The organism is Aliivibrio friggae (assembly GCF_057368515.1).
Genome location: NZ_CM170648.1, coordinates 711,717 through 729,810 on the forward strand (window position 1 = coordinate 711,717; position 18,094 = coordinate 729,810).

The following is an 18,094-nucleotide window of genomic DNA, read 5'->3' on the forward strand; positions in this document are numbered from 1 at the left end:
AAAATAAGAGAGGTGAGCCTCTCTTATTAATAAGTAACGCTAGTAAAAAATACTAAAGTGTAGATGTCGTGATTTGACCGTTAGTTAATTGGTCAGTATCCGCTTCGATAATTTCATCGATATACGTTTCAACTGTTTGACCAACCATTTCATCGTCTTCAGTAAAGTAAGCAAGATGGAAAACAGCATCACCTTCATTAACTAAAGGTAAGGTTTGTTGACCAATAACGATGCCGCCTTTATGAGCTCGAAGTTCGATTTCACTGTGGCCTAATGGTGCGCTGATATAAGCCAAAACTTGACCTTTCTCAACTTGCTCACCCAGAGTTACAACCGTACGTAAGATACCGTCGCTTTCTGCGCGTAACCAACTTGTTGATTTAGCAATGATGGCTTCTGGTAAGCGTTTTCTGCTTGCTTTTAGCATACCAATAGCTTGCATCACACGTTGTACACCTACATAACCCGCATTAATAGCGATAGGCTCAAAGCGTAATGCTTCACCTGCCTCATACGTTAATACTGGGATCTCACATTTTTCAGCTTCACTACGAAGAGAACCATCTCGAAGAGGTGAATCTACAATCACTGGCGTGCCGAAAGCGTGTGCAATTCGTAACGTTTCAGGGTTGCTTAGATCCGCTCTAAGTTGAGGTAAATTCGTTCTGTGAATAGCACCAGTGTGTAAATCAACAATATAATCACAACGTTTTGCTATTTGGGTGAAGAAGGTATGTGCCATGCGAGATGCCAACGAACCTTTCTCTGAACCAGGGAAGCAACGGTTTAAATCACGGCGATCCGGAAGATAGCGTGATTTATGGATGAAACCAAAGACATTAACAATAGGTACTGCAATAAGCGTTCCTTTTAATGTCTTAGGATCAACGTTGTTAATTAACTGTCGAACAATTTCAACACCATTAAGTTCATCACCATGAATGGCAGCATTTACCATCAGGATTGGGCCAGCATGCTGGCCGTTAATGATCTCAACAGGGATCGATAGAGGTGAGTGTGTATAAAGCTTAGCGGCTTCAATCTCAATTACCTTTCTTTCACCAGGTGCAACCGAGTGCGTTAGTATTTCAAACGCTTGATTTTTTTTAGCCTTTGCCACGAGTTTTAGTCCTTTTAGTCGCTGCAGTTTTCTCAATAAAATCAATAATTAGGCCAGCAACATCTTTGCCTGTTGCTTTTTCAATGCCTTCTAAGCCCGGAGATGAGTTCACTTCCATAACTAGTGGACCACGCTCAGAGCGAAGTAAATCTACACCTGCTACATTTAGCCCCATGATATTTGCTGCAGCTACTGCTGTCTTACGCTCTTCTGGAGTTAATTTTACCAGTGACGCTGAACCACCACGGTGTAAGTTAGAGCGGAATTCGCCTTCTGCACCTTGACGCTTCATTGCTGCGATCACTTTGCCACCAATAACGAAACAACGGATATCTGCACCGCCAGCTTCCTTGATGAACTCTTGAACCATGATGTTCGCTTTTAAGCCCATGAATGCTTCAACAACACTTTCTGCTGCTTTACGCGTTTCTGCAAGAACAACACCTATTCCTTGAGTGCCTTCTAAGAGCTTGATCACAACTGGCGCACCGCCAACCATGTCTAATAGGTCTTTAACGTCATCAGGCTTACTTGCGAAGCCTGTAATAGGCATACCAATACCTTTGCGAGAAAGCAATTGCATTGAGCGTAGTTTGTCACGAGAACGAGTGATCGCAACTGATTCATTTACAGGGTATACACCCATCATTTCAAATTGACGTAATACTGCTGTTCCGTAGAACGTTACAGATGCGCCAATACGAGGAATGATTGCATCGTAATCAATAAGCTCTTCACCTTTAAAGTGGATCTGAGGTTTTTCTGAATTGATATTCATATAGCAACGTAATGCATCAATTACTTTTACTTCGTGTCCACGACTCTCAGCAGCTTCAATTAAGCGGCTAGTAGAGTAAAGAGATTGGTTGCGCGATAAAATACCGATTTTCATTATACAGTTTCCTCAAAATCAACAAGGTAAGATGACGATGGATCTACAACAATACGATCTTGCATTGCTGTTCTTCCTAGTAACATACGAAACACCATTGTTTCTCGGTTACTTAATGTAATTTCAACTGGCCATTCTTGGCCTGAGATTCGGATCATTGTTTTAATAACGTAGCGTAGTTCTTCTTGACCGCTTGAGCTTTTTACTTTTCGGCGGTCAACAATTGGTGCTTCACAAATTTGCACAAAATCGTTATTACGTTTTTCTGGATGAATCCAAAAACGGACCCAGTCTTCACCATCCTTTGTGAAGGGCTCTACTTTAAAAGCATGCAAGCAAGAAGTTTTGGCGCCAGTATCAACTTTTGCCTTAATTAATTTAATACCAAGTTCTGGAAGGCTTAATGATTCGCGCCATCCGACAATGATTTTATCTGTCATTAATTTGTCTCAAATAGAAAAAACCCACCCTAAGTATAGTTAATACTTGGTGGATATCTAACCCATTTGGCTACCATCTAGTTGTCTGAGTGTATAACTCAGTAGTCTGGAGTTTGGTGGAGTAAGTAGAGAGGTGTTATAGGATGTGTACACCGTGACTCAATGACGGCGAATTTATCAGTAGTTTTTAATTTCGTCAAATAAAAAATAGATTATAATTTTGACGCTTTTGTCATTACTTTTTCTAATGTACTTTTGTTGTTAATAGATTATGTGAAATTATTCGTATTGTTTAAAAAAAGAGCACTTAAATACCATTTTTTTTGATAAATAATGAACAGATATAATATTACTTATTCGTATTAACGAAGTAGGAAGCTCTGGACTTTTATTAGTGACGTAAATAAATGAGTTAATTAGAGATTTAAAACTGGTGTTTCATTATTAGTGAAGTTATCATGCCTGCATTGTACTAGTGTGGTGATACAGAGAATGACCAGTAACAGAGAAAGTTTTAGTTCACGTATAGGTTTTATATTAGCGGCGGCAGGCGCGGCTGTTGGGTTAGGTAACATTTGGGGATTCCCAACTCAAGCTGCTAGTAATGGTGGTGGGGCTTTCTTATTGGTTTATCTTATCATGATCCTTGTGGTGGCCTTTCCTATGCTTGTTGTTGAAATGGCGATTGGTCGTCATGGCCAAGCGAACCCAGTCGATAGTATGCGTTCATTGACTTCTAACCCAATAGGTAAGCGTGTCGGTGCTTTTGTTGGTTGGATTGGCTTGAGTGTCCCGAGTGCAGTGTTGATGTTCTATAGCATTGTTGGCGGATGGTTAATTTGTTTCTTGTTTGGTGCTATGGCGAACGTTGTTGGATTACATGATCTTGCTGAATGGTTTAAAGGTTTTAGTATTGAACGTAATTTACTGGGTACGATAATCTTTTATGTATTAACTATTCTAATCGTACAAGGTGGAATTAAAGACGGTATTGAGAAATGGTCAACGCGTTTAATGCCTGCTTTGTTTGTTTTATTTGGCTTATTGTTTGTTTATATCATGATGCAACAAGGTGCGATTGAAGGATTGAAGCATTATCTTATCCCTGATTTTGAAAAGGTAATGGATAAAAAATTGATCTTAGCAGCGATGGGACAAGGCTTTTTCTCGTTAACCATTGGTGGCTGTTCAATGCTTATCTATGGCTCATATTTAAGTAAGAAAGAAAACCTTCCTAAGATGGCAATGAACGTGACTTTAGTGGATACGGCTGTGGCATTTATTGCTGGATTAGTGGTAATGCCTGCAATGTTTGTTGCAATGGAGAAGGGCGTTCAAATCTATGCAGAAGATGGTTCATTAATCAGTTCTGATACCTTAGTATTTACTGTATTACCAATGATGTTTGATAGCTTAGGATTGTTTGGTGATCTGTTTGCGATTGTTTTCTTCTTACTATTAACGATTGCAGCATTAACCTCTTCAATTTCAATGCTTGAGTGTTCAGTCTCTTTAGTGAGTGAGCGATTCAAAACCAAAAGAACGCCAACAAGTTGGTTTTTAGGTGCTCTAATTGCTGTGTTCAGTGTGATAATTGTATTTAATTTTGGTGAGTTATTTGGTTTGGTTGCAATGGTTGCGACTCAGTACTTGCAACCTGTCGCAGCATTATTATTCTGTGTATTTGGTGGTTGGGTATGGAGCCGACATTCTAAAATCAAAGAACTTGAGCAAGGTTATCCAGAATTCCAACAGGGTTTCTTCGGTAAGATTTGGCCTCTGTATGTGAAATTTGTTTGTCCTATCTTAGTAATTACCGTTCTTTGGGCATCGTTCTAATATTAGTTAGGGCATTAATAAAATGAGTTAAATATAAAAAGCCAGCATTGATATGCTGGCTTTTTTCTATGTGTTACTTTTAAATACGTTTGTATATTTTAGCGCTTTTATTTATACCTTATCCCAAGCGTCAGCCCAGTATTGACTTTCTGCTGGAGCATAAGATGCACTTGAACACCATGGTGTGTATGGCCAAGGCTTACACTGATAAATGTTTCCATCAGAACCTAGAACTTGTTCGCCATCTGCGTATGTTTTACCTACTTCATATGCAGGAATATCGGTTGGTGGTGGTGTTGGCGTATCTTCAGAAACTAGATTAAAGCTGTAACGTTCTTCTACCGAGTCATCAGCGTTCGATGCTAATAAACGCATTGAGTAATAACCGGATTCAACGTTGTTTAACGTTAAAGAAACAGCTTGAATACCAGTTATTGAGGTTGATTCCGATGCAATGCTGTTGCCCATACGGTCAATGATATCAACCGTTACAGAAGCGGTATCATTTGTTGTAATAGAAAACGTTACGTTAGCAGTTGAGTTTACAATTGAATATTCATTGCTGAGATTTGTGATTTTTGCCGTTAACTCAATACCGGGTTCTGGAGTTACACCACCACAATCATTATCACCAATTTGTTTCCAAACTCCCCATTCTCCGGTTGTGCCGGGTTCATCCCCTTGTGTCCACCAGCCAGCTTGCCATGTTTTTCCGTTATGGCTTACTGTTTCGTCAGTTAAATAAACTTGATCGGCTTTCCATGGGTTAACACAAACTTGTGAACCATCATTTACCGTAATTGTACGCTGTGCTGTTGTAGTTTGGTTCGCACTGTCTGTTACTGAATAAGTTAATGTGTACTTACCTGCAAGAGAAGTATTTACTGTTCCTTCAATAGAGATCTGAGACGTTAAGTCTCCATCTTCAGCATCAGTTGCTTTTACGTTAGTTCGAGGGTTGAAATCTGAGCCTATTTTAATGGTTGTGTTTGCAACGCCTGTTAACTCAGGAAGCGCACTATAAACTTCAATATTACGAGCTTGTTTCGTTTCGTTACCATCAGAGTCAGTTACGCTATAAGCAAGTACATTGTCACCAAGAACCTGTGTGTTCACTGAGCCCTCAACCGTAATTGATGATGTTAGGTTACCGTCTTCTTTATCCATTGCGGTAACTCCCGCTAATGAATCAAATACACTACCGTGTGGAACTCGTGTATCAGTTAACCCTGTAAACACAGGTTTACCAACCACTGGTGGTGGTGGCGTTTGACTGTGAATATATGGGCCGTAAGCATTAATAAAGCTGCTGTTATATGGAGTACCAGCAGAATCAGTACCAATATCCCAGTTAATAGACCAAGTCATTACACCACGTAAAGGTTGTCCCTGCTGCTTTAGAGCATCAAATGCGTTGTAAAGATCTTGGGGTTCTTTAACAAATCCTGTTGCTGCAGCATCATTATTTGTTGGGATACCAAAAACAAGTTTGTCGTGAGGGATTTTGTGAAAACCACGAGTACCGTTGATCAATGAGTCAGAGATGTAGTAGATAAACTTCTCTTTCATTGCATCACTGTTTTGAGTAATCCATGCGTTCTCTTCATCAACCCAAATGCCATCGCCACCTTGGTTATAGAATTGTGGGTTAATCCAATCATAATACCCTTCTAAACGCTCAAGATAAGGAACGTATTTGTCACCAGCTTTTAGGTAAGGGAATTCTGGAGCCATCGTAATAAGGAAATTCTTCCCTTGCGATCTATAATGATCTTTTACTATTTTTAGTGCTTCTGGAATTACCCATTGGTTATCGGCAGCAGTTACAGCTGCTTGCTCTAAATCGATATCTAAGCCATCAAAACCATATAGTTCAACTAAGCGGATAACTTCGTCTGCAAATGGTATTTCATCCCCACGTTTTAATTCGATATGAGCGTCTGCACCGCCAAGTGCGATTAATACAGAGCGACCTTGAGTATTCAACTCTTGAATTTGTTCAATAAACTCAGCTTCACTCAAACCAACTGTTGGGTCAAGGCGAAAGGTCGGAATACGACCTTCGGAAGTGTCATAGACTTTCATAAATGAAATATCAACGACATTATACATAGGATTTGTTTCTTTTAATGTCATACAAGGAGCGTTACCACCTTGATAACCACGACCGTCGCACCAGTTATGCCAATAGCCAACAACAATACCGCCATCTGGGTTTATCATGTCATTTGCGTGTGATTGAACAGAGAAACCTGCTCCCAATAATGCTAATGCAATAGTGTTTAGCTTCATTTTTTTTGTTAGTAATGCCATACATAATTCACTTTTAATTGGTGGGTAATCTATTAACTAAATACTTAATTAACGATAAATATAAAGAAAAATAAAATTATCATGGATATTTGAAAGTTCTGATTTTATAAGTGTAACAAAATGTTTTTATCTTATTTTTGTTATATTAAATAGAAGTTAAATGGATGTTTAATTGTGATTAAAATGCAATTTATTAACTTAAGTTTTTGATTTTAATTGTTTTGTTTTTTGTTTCATTCTTATTTTTAAAGTGGAATAAATATCACTATTCCGATGTATTTAAATAAGATTAATAGCATTTTTGTATCATAATGATATGGGACCAATATCTCTTTTTATATTATTTTTTTATTGGTTAATAATAAGAATGTGCGTTCAAAGTTTCATGGCAATGGAAGGGGTATTGGAAATGTTTATATAGAAAAATAAGAGGGAAATATATACCCCTCTTATTTTATATTTATCTAAATTGTTTTGCTTCTTCTAAATATTCGAAGCCTGCTTCAGATAATCGTTTAACTAATACATTCTGATCTAGTTCATAGAACTTAACTAAGCAATAAAGATCTCCAAACTCATCTCGAATTTTCATGTTAACAATGCTCATCAACATAATTGGATCCATTGTAGCTACTTTTTCAGGTGTCATTACTCATCCTCAAAATCAGAAATTAATAAGTTTGCAGCGGCAAATGCGGCTTTTTCACGAGTTGCTTTTGGAAGCGTTTCGTCAGCAGCAATATCATTTAATGATTTAACTGCACACGTAATCGCTTGAGGGATGTAACCCTGATCGCCACTACCAATTAATGAATACAACTCACGAACCATCTCACAACAATCATATACTTTCATTAGACTTTCCATTTTAAAATGATAACTATCATGAAGTTTACACGTTGAAAAAGGGAAAACCTAGATCAAAAAAAGCTGAAAAACCTAGGGGGAAGTTTTTCAGCTCTAGAGCAAGAAGGTTTACTATATTATTGAATGAAGCCTGCAGCTCTCATTCTTTCTACAACGGTTGTTTTTTGTTCTGCACTTAATGGCATTAACGGTAAGCGAGGATCTCCTGCGTTGATATCGTGAAGCTCCATAGCAACTTTACCTGCAGCGACACCACCGAAATCTACTAAGACACGAATAAGCTCAATAACATTTGTCATCTTATTAAATACAGCTTCTTGATCACCACGATTAAACGCATCGATGATTGAATTGAAGTGAGGAGCGGCGTAGTTATAAGTACTGCCTACTGCGCTTTTAGCGCCAACCGCTAATGCACCTGGTAGATGCTCATCAACACCAAATGGCACATCAAACTTACCATCGCAAGCGCGAAGGCAACGTTGGTATTCGTATAGGTCACCGCTGTTAAATTTAAGTCCTGATAAATTAGGAATGCGCTTATCGGCTTGAATTAAAAACTCTTCCATATTTAAATTCACACCAGACATGCCTGAATGGTAATAGTAGAAGCCTTTTGATGGTGCTGCGGCAGCGATAGTTGCACAATATTCAACGAGATCAGCGACACTACCCGGCTTGAAGAAACATGGGCCAATTGCTGATGTTGCTAGAATATCGAGTGTATCTGCATGGCGTGTAAGCTCTAAAGTATCAACAATACTTAATGCACCAGTGTGAACGATAATATCTAATTGATTATCAGAAGCGCTTACCCAACGTTCAGCAATTGCTTTACGCTCTTCAACACTACAGTGAATGCCTTCACCCGTTGTACCACATACATAAATGCCTTTTACGCCATCTTTGATTAAATGCTTGGCGATTTTATCAATCTCTTCAAAATTTACGTTGTTTGAAGAATCAAAAGGTGTATGTGGAGCAGCAATTAAACCGGTTAACTTTTTCATTTAAGCCTCGTTAGTTTATCTATTTGAAGTTATTCTTCATTTAAATATCAATATTGGAGTTAAACTAATCTTATGGAGTAAAGTTTCATTTAGCAATATGAAAATCATACTTCGATGCCGTAAATGTGATCTGTAAGGGGAAAATAAGATCGAAATATTTTTATATTCTTCGATTTTATCCATTTTTAGTGTGGAAAAGAGGAATAATAATTATGGAGTTACACTTCACAAAATAGGAGTGGCGTGACAGAATGGAATGAGTAGGGTGTTTTATTCAAGGATTATTAACTGATGTCCAACCACAATATTCAAATAAAAGCGGGCAACATCATCGATACGATAGGCAGCCTTTATAATAGCCTAACCCCGTCTTCAAAACGTATTGCTGATTATGTTATGTCTAATGCGACTCAAGTGAGTAAGCATTCAATTGCGGAATTATCACAGATCGTTAATGCCGGTGATGCGACAATTATTCGCTTCTGTCGTACATTAGGTTTTAAAGGCTATCAAGATTTTAAAATGGAACTGGCGATAGAGGTCTCTAACCTTCAGGGGAGAGAGAAGGAGATTTTTGATACTGATGTAACCGCAGAAGATAATGCAGAAGTGATAGGGCATAAGCTGCAGTCAACCATTGAAAGCGTGTTGTCTGAAACCATGAACCTTCTTAATTTTCAATCTTTGGAATCGGTGTCTGAAGCGCTAAAAGATGCGAAAGCGATTTACTTTTTTGGTGTAGGCTCATCTGGCTTAACAGCCGAAAGTGCAAAACATAAATTTATGCGAATTGGCTTGAATGTGGATGCATTTACCAATAACCATTTTATGTATATTAAGTCATCGTTAATGCAACCGGGAGATTTTGCGGTAGGTCTTAGCCACTCGGGTAATTCTGTGGAAACAACCAAAGCTTTACGCTTAGCAAAAGAGAACGGTGCGACGACGATTGCTATTACGCATAATCCACGTTCGGATATCACTAAATATTCTGATTATGTATTAGTTAATGGTAATAGGCAGGGGCAACTTCAAGGTGACTCGATTGGTACTAAGATCTCGCAGTTGTTCGTATTGGATTTAATTTATACATTATTAGTCAAACGCGACATTAGTGGAGCAAAAGCCAATAAATTGAAAACGACAGAAGCGCTTTCAAATCAGTCATAAGTTTCTGGTAATATAAAATAATTAGGCCGTGAATATTAAGATATTTTCACGGCCTATTTTTTATTTCTGATAAACAAGCTTACCCATCTGAATCGTCGTCGTGATGTCATTATTACTGTCGATCAGGGTAATGTTTGCTTTGTAGTTTTCTTTTAACTGTCCGTATTCATCATCTATTTTTAATGCTTGAGCTGGGTATAAACTCGCCATTCTTAACGCTTCTTCTTTTGATAAACCCACATGATTAATTAAATTTCTAACCCCATCAATCATGGTAATTGCTGCACCCGCAATAGTTCCATCTTCATAATGACATTTTCCATCTGTCACATAGGCTTGAGTTCCTGCCATATCAAATTCAGTTAAATCCGTTCCTGCAGGCGTTACGGCATCGGTAACTAAAAAGAGTTTTTCTTTTAGTTGTTGGTGGGCAATTCGAACCGATGGGTAAGAAGCATGAATACCATCTACAATAATGCCAGCATGAGGCTTTTTATCGAAAATATAACCAACTACACCAGGTTCTCTTGAGCCAAGAGGTGTCATTGCATTATATAAATGCGTTGCCATACTAAAACCAGAACGTGAATTGACTTGATCGTACGTTGCGTTGGTATGTCCAATAGATACAGTGATCCCAGCATCAGTTAAACAATCTAAAACGTCTTGTTTGATATGCTCAGGGGCAAGCGTTAATACTTTTATGTGAGAGCTATGTTCTGCAAGTCGTTGAGCTGTTGTTAAGTCTAGCTCTCGAATGTATCGCGCTTGGTGAGCCCCTTTTTTTTCTATACTAATGAAAGGCCCTTCAAGGTGAAGTCCTAATACACCTTCTTGTTCTGCATTATCAAAACTAGTCATTAACGATAAAGTGTCATTGAGATCGACTTCAGTACTGGTGATCAATGTTGGCAAGTACTGAGTGGTTCCGTATTTCACATTGGTCTTATTCATCGTATCTAATGTAGACAAATTAATATCTGTATTTAGTAATACGCCGCCACAGCCATTAAGTTGAATATCAATAAAGCCAGCAGTAGCTAGTGCGCCATGGCCATCAATGCTTTCCATCGCTAAAGAGTGCGCTTTTTCCATTGTGATGATGGATGAAATGGAGTCATTATTGATAATAATAGCTTGTTTTTCTTCTATTTTTTGACCATTAAATACATCAATATTGGTAATCATATACTGATTATTTTGAGCATTTTTACTGTTCATTTATCTGCCTTATCAATCAAATATTTACTTTTATTGGAGTAATACTCCAAGTGTGATGTAATCAAAAATACAGTAATGTCACATTTCAATCAATTAAAATCCTTATAAATAAGGGTGTTTGTTCTTTTTTATTCTATGGTCTTTATTTTTTAGGAGATCTAGATCTCCATTTTTACATCTCGTTATTGAAGTATAACTCCATAAATATATATTGGAGCAATACTATTGTACTGTTATGAGATTTGGAGTTTGGCTTTATGGGAAGCAATATCAACAAAACACTGAATGCATTATCACAAGGTTTCGTTTCATCATGCCAGCCTGTTGATGATGGACCTATGGATAAACCTGAAATTGTCGCTGCTATGGCAATGGCAAGCATTGAAGGTGGTGCGGTTGGTCTAAGAATAGAAGGCATTGATAATCTAAAAGCAGTAAGACCTCATGTATCGGTTCCAATTATAGGCATTATTAAGCGTGACCTTGATGATTCAGAGGTACGAATTACTCCCTATATTGAGGATGTAATTGCATTAAAAGAGGCAGGAGCTGACATCATCGCCATTGATGCAACGCATCGATCTCGCCCTGTATCTGTTGAAGAGTTAGTGAAAAAGATTCAAAGCTTAGGTTGTGTAGTTATGGCAGATTCTTCGACTTATGAAGAAGGAATGTTCTGTCATGATCTTGGTGTTGAAATTATTGGCACGACATTGTCAGGTTATACGACCCCAATTACGCCAAAAGATCCAGATTTTAGATTTATTGAGCAACTTGCAAAACAAGGGTGTTTTGTAATGGCGGAAGGTCGATTTAATTCTCCTTTATTGGCTCGTCAGGCAATAGAAGCAGGGGCGTCATGTGTAACGGTAGGTTCTGCAATAACGCGGATTGAACATATTTGTGGTTGGTTTAAATCAGAAGTCGATCTAGGTAAAAAAAGTACTATTAAGGACATCGCATGAAGTCTTGCTTAACGGTAGATATTGGTGGAACTAAAATTGCGGCGGCAATAATTGAGTCAGGAAAAGTGATTCGCCGTCAGCAAACACCAACGCCTTCTTCTAGTAACCCTAAAGATATGGATAAGGCATTAGAGAGGTTATTAACGCCATTGATTAGCGAAGTTTCAACGGTTGCCGTTGCTTCAACGGGAATCATTAAAGACGGGATACTAACGGCGTTAAATCCTTTAAACCTTGGTGGATTAAATAATTATCCATTAAGAAAGGTTATTGAAAATATTACGAAAAAACCAACAGTCGCGATCAATGATGCACAAGCTGCTGCATGGGCAGAGTACCAGACTCTTGAGCTAAATAGAGTCAATATGGCTTTTATTACCGTATCTACGGGGGTTGGGGCAGGTGTTGTGATTAATAATGATTTGCTTATTGGGACTAATGGTATCGCAGGTCATGCTGGGCATACACTTGCTGATCCTAATGGACCGATATGTGGTTGTGGTCGTCGGGGCTGTGTCGAAAGCATTGCTTCAGGAACGGCGATAGGACAAGCCGGAAAAGCATTTTTTGGAGATGACTGTACAGGTGAAATAGTCTTTAAATATTTCTCTCAAAATGATCCGAATGCAATAGATATCGTTAATCGCTCCGCAAGGGCTATCGCTCATTTAATTGCCGATTTAAAAATGGTCCTAGACATTGAATTGGTTACTTTAGGTGGCAGTGTTGGTCTTGCTCCTCATTATTTAGATCGCGTACAGCACTACCTAGCACAACAACCTTCACCATACCAAACCAAGGTTCAGCATGCTCGTTGCGGTGGGGATGCAGGATTGATTGGTGCTGCTCATTGGGCTAGCACAACAGTTTAAATAAGAATTTATAAGAAATAGAAATTTAACCCTACAAAAATTATACAAGGTATATTCGAATGGAAGCACAATCATTTGGTACATTAAATTACATCGCTCTTTTTGCCTATCTAGCGGCAATTATGGCGGTGGGTGTTTACTTTGCTCGTCGTCAAAAATCAGCGGATGATTACTTTAAAGCAGGAGGAAGAATCCCCGGCTGGGCCGCAGGTTTCAGCGTTTTTGCTACTACTCTAAGTTCTATCACATTTATGTCTATTCCGGCAAAAGCGTACACCAGTGACTGGACATTTTTGATTGGACAATATGTTGCTATTGCTATTCTTCCTATTGTCTTTTGGTTCTACATTCCTTTTTTTAGAAAGTTGAATCTTACTTCTGTTTATGAATATTTAGAAAGACGTTTTGACGTAAGAATGCGTTTGTTTGGCAGCATTTCTTTTATGTTGTTTCATATTGGTCGTATTGCAATTGTTACTTATTTAACGGCGTTAGCACTAATGCCATTTATCGATATTAGCCCGCTAATGATTGTCTTCTTAATTGGTGTTCTTTGTATTATCTACACCTTCTTAGGTGGTATTGAAGGGGTTATCTGGACCGATGTAATCCAAGGTATTATGCTTTCTATTGCGGCTATTCTTATCTTTGTTGTTGTTTGTTTTAACGTAGATGGCGGTATTGTTGAAGTGTTTAGCATGTCAAATCAAGCAAACAAATACTTCCCAGCTGAGCAATTTAGTTGGAGTTGGACTGAAAGTACGATTCCGGTATTAATGATTGGTTTCTTCTTTGCTTCTCTACAACAATTCACAGCAAGCCAAGATGTGGTTCAACGTTATATCGTTACCGACAATATTGATGAAACTAAAAAAGCACTGATCACGAATGCAAAATTAGTCGCTTGTGTTCCTGTGTTCTTCTTTGCGGTTGGCTCTGCACTATTTGCTTACTACACTCAAAATCCAGAGCTGCTTCCTGCTGATTTCAATACTGGTGGTATTTTACCTTTCTATATTATTTCGCAAATGCCTGTCGGCGTTGCAGGCCTGATTATTGCCGCTATTTTTGCTGCATCACAATCAAGTATTTCAAGTAGCTTGAATAGTATTGCCGCGTGCTTCACCTCTGATATTTATGAGAAAGTAAGTAAAAACCCAACCTCTGAACAGAAATTAAGAGTGGGTAGAACCTTAACTGTTGTGGCAGGTATCCTGGGTGTTGTTGCCTCTACTTATTTGATTATGTCGAATGAAAGTGAAATCTGGGATGCGTTTAACAGCTTACTTGGTTTGATGGGTGGCCCAATGACAGGATTGTTTATGCTAGGCATCTTTATCCGCCGAGCAAATGCAAACAGTGCGTTACTAGGTGTGGTTGCAAGTATCGCTACTGTGCTGTGGGTTCGTTCTGCTACCGATTTAAACTTCTTCTTCTATGGTGTTATCGGGACGTTGATGGTGGTTATTGTTGGTTACTTAACGGCACCGATGTTTAAAAATAATTTAAATAGCGACGAAATTGATGAGTTAAGTGCAACGAAAGACAAGAACTCAAAATCAGCAGCAAAAGCATAATTGATAATTTACTTTGAGCCTTTGCATTTACCTAAAGGCTCTTTTAAGGACAGTTTATGATTTACGGTCATATTGAACATCAAAAAACAAACCAGTATTTACCAAGTGTGATTCAACAATGTTTAGCGTATTTAAATGAAACAGATTTAGAAGCGCTGCCAACAGGAAAGCACATTATTGATGGTGAGAGAATATTTGCTAATGTAATGGAGTTTGAAACAGGTGAAGCAAGTAGTAAGCAAGCTGAGGTTCACAAAGAGTATATCGATGTACAATGTTTAATTCGTGGGGAAGAACGTATTCAATATTCATTGGAAGATGCGGCAAATCCAATCGCTAAATCTTATGATGAAGAAAACGATTTTTACTTAGTTGAAAGTATGAATCAGTGTAATGAAGTCATTATGCATTCTAAAATGTTTGCTGTTTTTTTGCCTGAAGAGCCGCATAAACCGGGATGTGTAGTATCTCAATCTGGATTGATTAAAAAGATAGTGATTAAAGTTCACCGTAGTTTACTAACATAATTTACGAAGAGTTAAATAAACAAAGCCTCAAAACAAGCCTGTTATGGCAATACTTGTTATTGAGGCTTTCAATTATCTAGGAAGAGTTCTTTTTATTTAAATTCTCATCAGAAGAGTAATTTATTAATGTTTTATCAGAGGCGTCCCTTCAGCATTAGAAACAACGGCCTCTATTTGTATTAGTGAATTCATAGGTATAGCTGAAACTCCAATAACCGTTCTTGCTGGACGATCATTATTAAAGAACTGAACATAAACATCATCTACAATATCGATATCTGCAACATTTGTAAGTTGAATGTTTATTTTAACGATATCATCCATCGTGTGATTAATACTTTCTACGATCGCTTTAATGTTTTGTAAACACTGTTTTGCTTGTTCTTCTATATTGCCAATACTAATCTCAGAATTTGTTGGATTGATTGGTAATTGAGCTGAAATATGATTGTAATGAGAAAAAGCAACAGTTTGTGTAGACATTGAATTCTGAGGTGCATTGTCTGTATTGCTAGCTCTTATTACAATACCATGTCTATCTTCAACCGCTTGCGGAGGAGTACCGTCGCCATGTGACACGACAGCATCAATTTGTATCAATGCATTCATAGGCAATGCCGACGCAATAGTTACTGTTTGAGCTGGAACATAGGCAACAGATCTTGCAATAGCAGAGTCAGGGAAAAATGTAGAATATGCTTCATTTACAGCATCAATATCTTTAAGGTTTTTAAGATGAATGTTTATTTTAACAATATCATCAAGAGGGACATTAATACTTTCTAAAATAGCTTTAATATTGTTAAGGCACTGCTCTGTTTGTTCACTGATATTGTCAGAGATGATTAGGCCTGTTTTGGGATTTATAGGTAACTGTGCTGTGATGTTATTGTAATGAGAGAAAGCAACCGTTTGGGTGGATAAGGCATTTTTAGGGGCGCTATCTGTGTTTCTTGCCATTTTTATTAGTTGGCAAGGTTGTTGTGGATGCGTTCCTTCACCATTTGAAATTACAGCATCAATTTGCACTAAAGCCCCATCGATAGGTAAGGCTTCGACAGCAATAACCATACGCGTAGGATAATAATCTTGAAAGAAGTCGGCGTAAATATCATCGATAGCATCAATATCTAAAATATTAGTAAGGAAAATATTTATTTTTATAATATCCTCCTTTGCATGACCAATACTTTTTATAATTGACTCAAGGTTACTTAAACATTGATTTATTTGCTCTTTTATATCAGTACTAACAATTTTATTGGTTGTTGGAGCTATAGGTAACTGCGCTGAAATATTATTATAATGAGAAAAAGCAACGGTTTGTGAGTGTATAGTGTTTTGGGGTGCATTATGTGTATTTCTTGAAAGCTTAATAATTTTATGATTCATGATATTTCCTAAATTAATTTTTTAAATGTTGTTCGTAACTATGCCTATAATTTAAAGGCATCATTCTCTAGTTATTAAAGAAAACTATTTTTCATTTAACATGCCGCGCTCAATGATAAATTCGATAATTTTTTCTAGGCCGACGCCTTTTTTCAGGTTGGCAAACACGTATGGACGAGTAGGGCGCATACGAGCGGTATCTGATTCCATCACTTCAAGTGAAGCACCAACATACGGCGCTAAGTCGATTTTATTGATGATTAAAAGATCAGATTTAGTGATACCTGGACCACCTTTACGTGGGATCTTTTCGCCTTCAGCAACATCAATGACATAAATAGTTAAGTCGGCTAATTCAGGACTGAATGTCGCACTTAGGTTGTCACCGCCACTTTCTACAAATACGACGTCTAAGTTTTTATGGCGTTGGGCTAGCTCTTCAACGGCAGCTAAGTTCATTGATGCGTCTTCACGAATGGCGGTATGCGGGCAACCTCCCGTTTCAACTCCAATGATTCGATCTGCCGCTAGAGCTTCTGCTTGAGTTAGGATCTTTGCATCTTCTTGAGTGTAAATATCGTTAGTAACGACTGCGATTTGGTAAGTATCACGCAGTGTTTTACATAGGATTTCTAGGAGTGCTGTTTTACCTGAACCTACAGGACCACCAACGCCGATGCGTAAAGGTTGTTTATAATCTTGCATTTTCTTATCCTCATGATCTAAAAAGTCGAGCGTATTGACTCTCGTGTCGAGAACTTGCCAATACTTGCGCAGGGGTGAAACTACCAATTAAGTGTTCAGGCCAGTGCTGTGATTTTTCTACTGCTTCTAGAATAACGTCTGCCATTTCGAGCAGCAGTTGTTGCCCGGCACTTTGTCCTAATGGAACGAGCTTAATTCCTACAATAACGGCATTTTCAAGCCATCCCCAGGCATACGCGACTGCGAGTTTTTTAGGTGTTAATTGCCAGTGAGTCGCGACTAGTGCAAAGGCGGCGATTTGTGTTTGCTTTACCATCGGTAGGGTGGTTTTATTTAATTCAATCCCTATTTTTGGTAATAACATTGAGAAAGCTAACCCTCTCTGCCTTTCTTCAAGACGTAGCTCTTTGGTTTCTCGATTGGCAATAATGAAATCGCACCACTCTTGGGCGTCTTGCCACTTTTCTTCTTTTATTAATAGGGTCATTTTTGCTAAAATTGGCAACTCTAATGTGGCGATGCTGTCCATTAATTGATTGCTTAACCAATGCTTTAGTTCGGTAACATTGCTAACCCAACCTTTTTCAATTGCCCACTCTAATCCTTGTGAATAAGTAAATGATCCTACTGGAAGAGAGGGACTAATTAATTGATAGAGCCTTAAATCCTCTAGCATAATGGCCTCGCTTAGTGGTGATGACCATCGTGTGAACCCGCACTTGAACCACCATAGGCACCTGGCTCTGGTTGATATTTAGCTTGTTCAACTTTTACTATTAATCCTAAACGTTGCACCATGTCATCAAGTACATGATCGTGTAAGTAGCGACACCATCCTGCTTCAACTTGAAGAGGTACATGGCGATTACCTAGGTGGTAACACGCTTTAGCAAGTAATAGTAAATCATCGCTATGCACGGTAGATACAGTCTCTTCTACAGCGGTGATTTTGGCTTGAATACCATTATCACTTTCAACGATGTCGTGTTCTTTTAATACGGTGCCGCGAGGTAGAAATAGACCCGCATCAGATCCATCATTTAAAGTGATTTTTAAACGGCTTTTTGTACGCTCTAACATGGTTAAGCACAGAGTTAGTGTTACTGTGTTTTCGGTGTTCATCTGATCATGATTATCTGCGTCATGATGATGAACAAGATGAGTAAATTTAATCATGATTGTTC

The 18,094-nt window shown here is 38.2% G+C and carries 18 protein-coding genes; 6 read left to right on the forward strand and 12 right to left on the reverse strand.

The genetic code is table 11. The features are described from left to right. Nucleotides 1-52 precede the first annotated feature (52 nt). From AC2INI_RS03315 to AC2INI_RS03325, 3 genes are read right to left on the reverse strand one after another with little or no spacing between them, the layout of a single operon-like run. On the reverse strand, nt 53-1,120 hold the full coding sequence (locus tag AC2INI_RS03315; protein WP_486305338.1) for a succinylglutamate desuccinylase/aspartoacylase family protein: 1,068 nt from the start codon (nt 1,118-1,120) through the stop codon (nt 53-55). Next, the gene (gene rimK / locus AC2INI_RS03320; RefSeq protein ID WP_122035937.1) at nt 1,107-2,012 is read right to left on the reverse strand and encodes a 30S ribosomal protein S6--L-glutamate ligase; all 906 of its coding nucleotides are present in this window, start codon (nt 2,010-2,012) and stop codon (nt 1,107-1,109) included. Before rimK ends, AC2INI_RS03315 begins: the two co-directional genes overlap by 14 nt. Next, nucleotides 2,012-2,452 (reverse strand): ATP-dependent zinc protease family protein, encoded by a 441-nt coding sequence (locus AC2INI_RS03325; protein ID WP_122035935.1) that lies wholly within the window; start codon nt 2,450-2,452, stop codon nt 2,012-2,014. The genes rimK and AC2INI_RS03325 overlap by 1 nt, the downstream gene beginning before the upstream one ends. A 492-nt stretch (nt 2,453-2,944) precedes the next feature. Between AC2INI_RS03325 and AC2INI_RS03330 the strand changes: the two genes are divergently transcribed. Continuing rightward, complete coding sequence (locus tag AC2INI_RS03330) at nt 2,945-4,291, forward strand: sodium-dependent transporter (RefSeq protein WP_122035933.1); 1,347 nt, start codon at nt 2,945-2,947, stop codon at nt 4,289-4,291. A 111-nt stretch (nt 4,292-4,402) separates the two neighbouring features. Here the strand turns inward: AC2INI_RS03330 and AC2INI_RS03335 are convergent, their stop codons facing one another. The 4 genes from AC2INI_RS03335 to AC2INI_RS03350 form a co-directional block, all read right to left on the reverse strand. After that, the gene (locus AC2INI_RS03335; RefSeq protein ID WP_486305339.1) at nt 4,403-6,604 is read right to left on the reverse strand and encodes an immunoglobulin-like domain-containing protein; all 2,202 of its coding nucleotides are present in this window, start codon (nt 6,602-6,604) and stop codon (nt 4,403-4,405) included. Between the two features lie 460 nt (nt 6,605-7,064). After that, a complete protein-coding gene (locus AC2INI_RS03340; protein ID WP_122035928.1) occupies nt 7,065-7,253 on the reverse strand; it encodes a DUF4250 domain-containing protein in 189 nt (62 codons plus the stop codon). Next, nucleotides 7,253-7,459: a YaeP family protein gene (locus tag AC2INI_RS03345; protein ID WP_122035926.1), complete on the reverse strand. Its 207-nt coding sequence runs from the start codon at nt 7,457-7,459 to the stop codon at nt 7,253-7,255. Before AC2INI_RS03345 ends, AC2INI_RS03340 begins: the two co-directional genes overlap by 1 nt. Nucleotides 7,460-7,587: 128 nt before the next feature. Beyond that, the gene (locus AC2INI_RS03350; RefSeq protein ID WP_486305340.1) at nt 7,588-8,481 is read right to left on the reverse strand and encodes a dihydrodipicolinate synthase family protein; all 894 of its coding nucleotides are present in this window, start codon (nt 8,479-8,481) and stop codon (nt 7,588-7,590) included. Between the two features lie 291 nt (nt 8,482-8,772). Here AC2INI_RS03350 and AC2INI_RS03355 point away from each other — a divergent pair, with 291 nt between their 5' ends. Next, nucleotides 8,773-9,651: a MurR/RpiR family transcriptional regulator gene (locus AC2INI_RS03355; protein WP_122035922.1), complete on the forward strand. Its 879-nt coding sequence runs from the start codon at nt 8,773-8,775 to the stop codon at nt 9,649-9,651. Nucleotides 9,652-9,711: 60 nt separating this feature from the next. Here AC2INI_RS03355 and nagA read toward each other — a convergent pair whose 3' ends face one another. Beyond that, entirely contained in the window at nt 9,712-10,872 is a 1,161-nt protein-coding gene (nagA, locus tag AC2INI_RS03360; protein ID WP_486305341.1) for an N-acetylglucosamine-6-phosphate deacetylase, read from the reverse strand. 257 nt (nt 10,873-11,129) lie between these two features. Here nagA and AC2INI_RS03365 point away from each other — a divergent pair, with 257 nt between their 5' ends. The 4 genes from AC2INI_RS03365 to nanQ are packed head-to-tail and all read left to right on the forward strand — an operon-like array spanning nt 11,130 to nt 14,813. Then, complete coding sequence (locus AC2INI_RS03365) at nt 11,130-11,837, forward strand: N-acetylmannosamine-6-phosphate 2-epimerase (protein ID WP_486305342.1); 708 nt, start codon at nt 11,130-11,132, stop codon at nt 11,835-11,837. After that, entirely contained in the window at nt 11,834-12,709 is an 876-nt protein-coding gene (locus AC2INI_RS03370) for an N-acetylmannosamine kinase (RefSeq protein WP_486305343.1), read from the forward strand. Before AC2INI_RS03365 ends, AC2INI_RS03370 begins: the two co-directional genes overlap by 4 nt. Nucleotides 12,710-12,768: 59 nt before the next feature. Continuing rightward, the gene (locus AC2INI_RS03375) at nt 12,769-14,286 is read left to right on the forward strand and encodes a sodium:solute symporter family protein (RefSeq protein ID WP_486305344.1); all 1,518 of its coding nucleotides are present in this window, start codon (nt 12,769-12,771) and stop codon (nt 14,284-14,286) included. Nucleotides 14,287-14,342: 56 nt separating this feature from the next. After that, nucleotides 14,343-14,813 (forward strand): N-acetylneuraminate anomerase, encoded by a 471-nt coding sequence (gene nanQ, locus AC2INI_RS03380; protein WP_486305345.1) that lies wholly within the window; start codon nt 14,343-14,345, stop codon nt 14,811-14,813. Between the two features lie 123 nt (nt 14,814-14,936). Here the strand turns inward: nanQ and AC2INI_RS03385 are convergent, their stop codons facing one another. The 4 genes from AC2INI_RS03385 to ureE all read right to left on the reverse strand — a co-directional run bounded on the left by AC2INI_RS03385 (nt 14,937) and on the right by ureE (nt 18,086). Next, nucleotides 14,937-16,205: a RidA family protein gene (locus tag AC2INI_RS03385; protein WP_486305346.1), complete on the reverse strand. Its 1,269-nt coding sequence runs from the start codon at nt 16,203-16,205 to the stop codon at nt 14,937-14,939. Between the two features lie 84 nt (nt 16,206-16,289). Beyond that, nucleotides 16,290-16,910, reverse strand: a complete 621-nt coding sequence (gene ureG / locus AC2INI_RS03390; protein ID WP_122035906.1) for an urease accessory protein UreG — start codon at nt 16,908-16,910, stop codon at nt 16,290-16,292. Nucleotides 16,911-16,920: 10 nt separating this feature from the next. Further along, nucleotides 16,921-17,586, reverse strand: coding sequence for an urease accessory protein UreF (locus AC2INI_RS03395; RefSeq protein WP_486305347.1), 666 nt, complete (start codon nt 17,584-17,586; stop codon nt 16,921-16,923). Nucleotides 17,587-17,597: 11 nt separating this feature from the next. Continuing rightward, a complete protein-coding gene (ureE, locus tag AC2INI_RS03400; protein ID WP_486305348.1) occupies nt 17,598-18,086 on the reverse strand; it encodes an urease accessory protein UreE in 489 nt (162 codons plus the stop codon). Nucleotides 18,087-18,094 lie beyond the last annotated feature (8 nt).

Excerpts from the sequence above, each read along its gene's own strand:
- rimK (WP_122035937.1), bottom strand. The coding sequence starts at position 2,012 with ATGAAAATCGGTATTTTATCGCGCAACCAATCTCTTTACTCTACTAGC.
- AC2INI_RS03325 (WP_122035935.1), bottom strand. The coding sequence starts at position 2,452 with ATGACAGATAAAATCATTGTCGGATGGCGCGAATCATTAAGCCTTCCA.
- AC2INI_RS03330 (WP_122035933.1), top strand. The coding sequence starts at position 2,945 with ATGACCAGTAACAGAGAAAGTTTTAGTTCACGTATAGGTTTTATATTA.
- AC2INI_RS03335 (WP_486305339.1), bottom strand. The coding sequence starts at position 6,604 with ATGGCATTACTAACAAAAAAAATGAAGCTAAACACTATTGCATTAGCA.
- AC2INI_RS03340 (WP_122035928.1), bottom strand. The coding sequence starts at position 7,253 with ATGACACCTGAAAAAGTAGCTACAATGGATCCAATTATGTTGATGAGC.
- AC2INI_RS03345 (WP_122035926.1), bottom strand. The coding sequence starts at position 7,459 with ATGAAAGTATATGATTGTTGTGAGATGGTTCGTGAGTTGTATTCATTA.
- AC2INI_RS03350 (WP_486305340.1), bottom strand. The coding sequence starts at position 8,481 with ATGAAAAAGTTAACCGGTTTAATTGCTGCTCCACATACACCTTTTGAT.
- AC2INI_RS03355 (WP_122035922.1), top strand. The coding sequence starts at position 8,773 with ATGTCCAACCACAATATTCAAATAAAAGCGGGCAACATCATCGATACG.
- nagA (WP_486305341.1), bottom strand. The coding sequence starts at position 10,872 with ATGAACAGTAAAAATGCTCAAAATAATCAGTATATGATTACCAATATT.
- AC2INI_RS03365 (WP_486305342.1), top strand. The coding sequence starts at position 11,130 with ATGGGAAGCAATATCAACAAAACACTGAATGCATTATCACAAGGTTTC.
- AC2INI_RS03370 (WP_486305343.1), top strand. The coding sequence starts at position 11,834 with ATGAAGTCTTGCTTAACGGTAGATATTGGTGGAACTAAAATTGCGGCG.
- AC2INI_RS03375 (WP_486305344.1), top strand. The coding sequence starts at position 12,769 with ATGGAAGCACAATCATTTGGTACATTAAATTACATCGCTCTTTTTGCC.
- nanQ (WP_486305345.1), top strand. The coding sequence starts at position 14,343 with ATGATTTACGGTCATATTGAACATCAAAAAACAAACCAGTATTTACCA.
- AC2INI_RS03385 (WP_486305346.1), bottom strand. The coding sequence starts at position 16,205 with ATGAATCATAAAATTATTAAGCTTTCAAGAAATACACATAATGCACCC.
- ureG (WP_122035906.1), bottom strand. The coding sequence starts at position 16,910 with ATGCAAGATTATAAACAACCTTTACGCATCGGCGTTGGTGGTCCTGTA.
- AC2INI_RS03395 (WP_486305347.1), bottom strand. The coding sequence starts at position 17,586 with ATGCTAGAGGATTTAAGGCTCTATCAATTAATTAGTCCCTCTCTTCCA.
- ureE (WP_486305348.1), bottom strand. The coding sequence starts at position 18,086 with ATGATTAAATTTACTCATCTTGTTCATCATCATGACGCAGATAATCAT.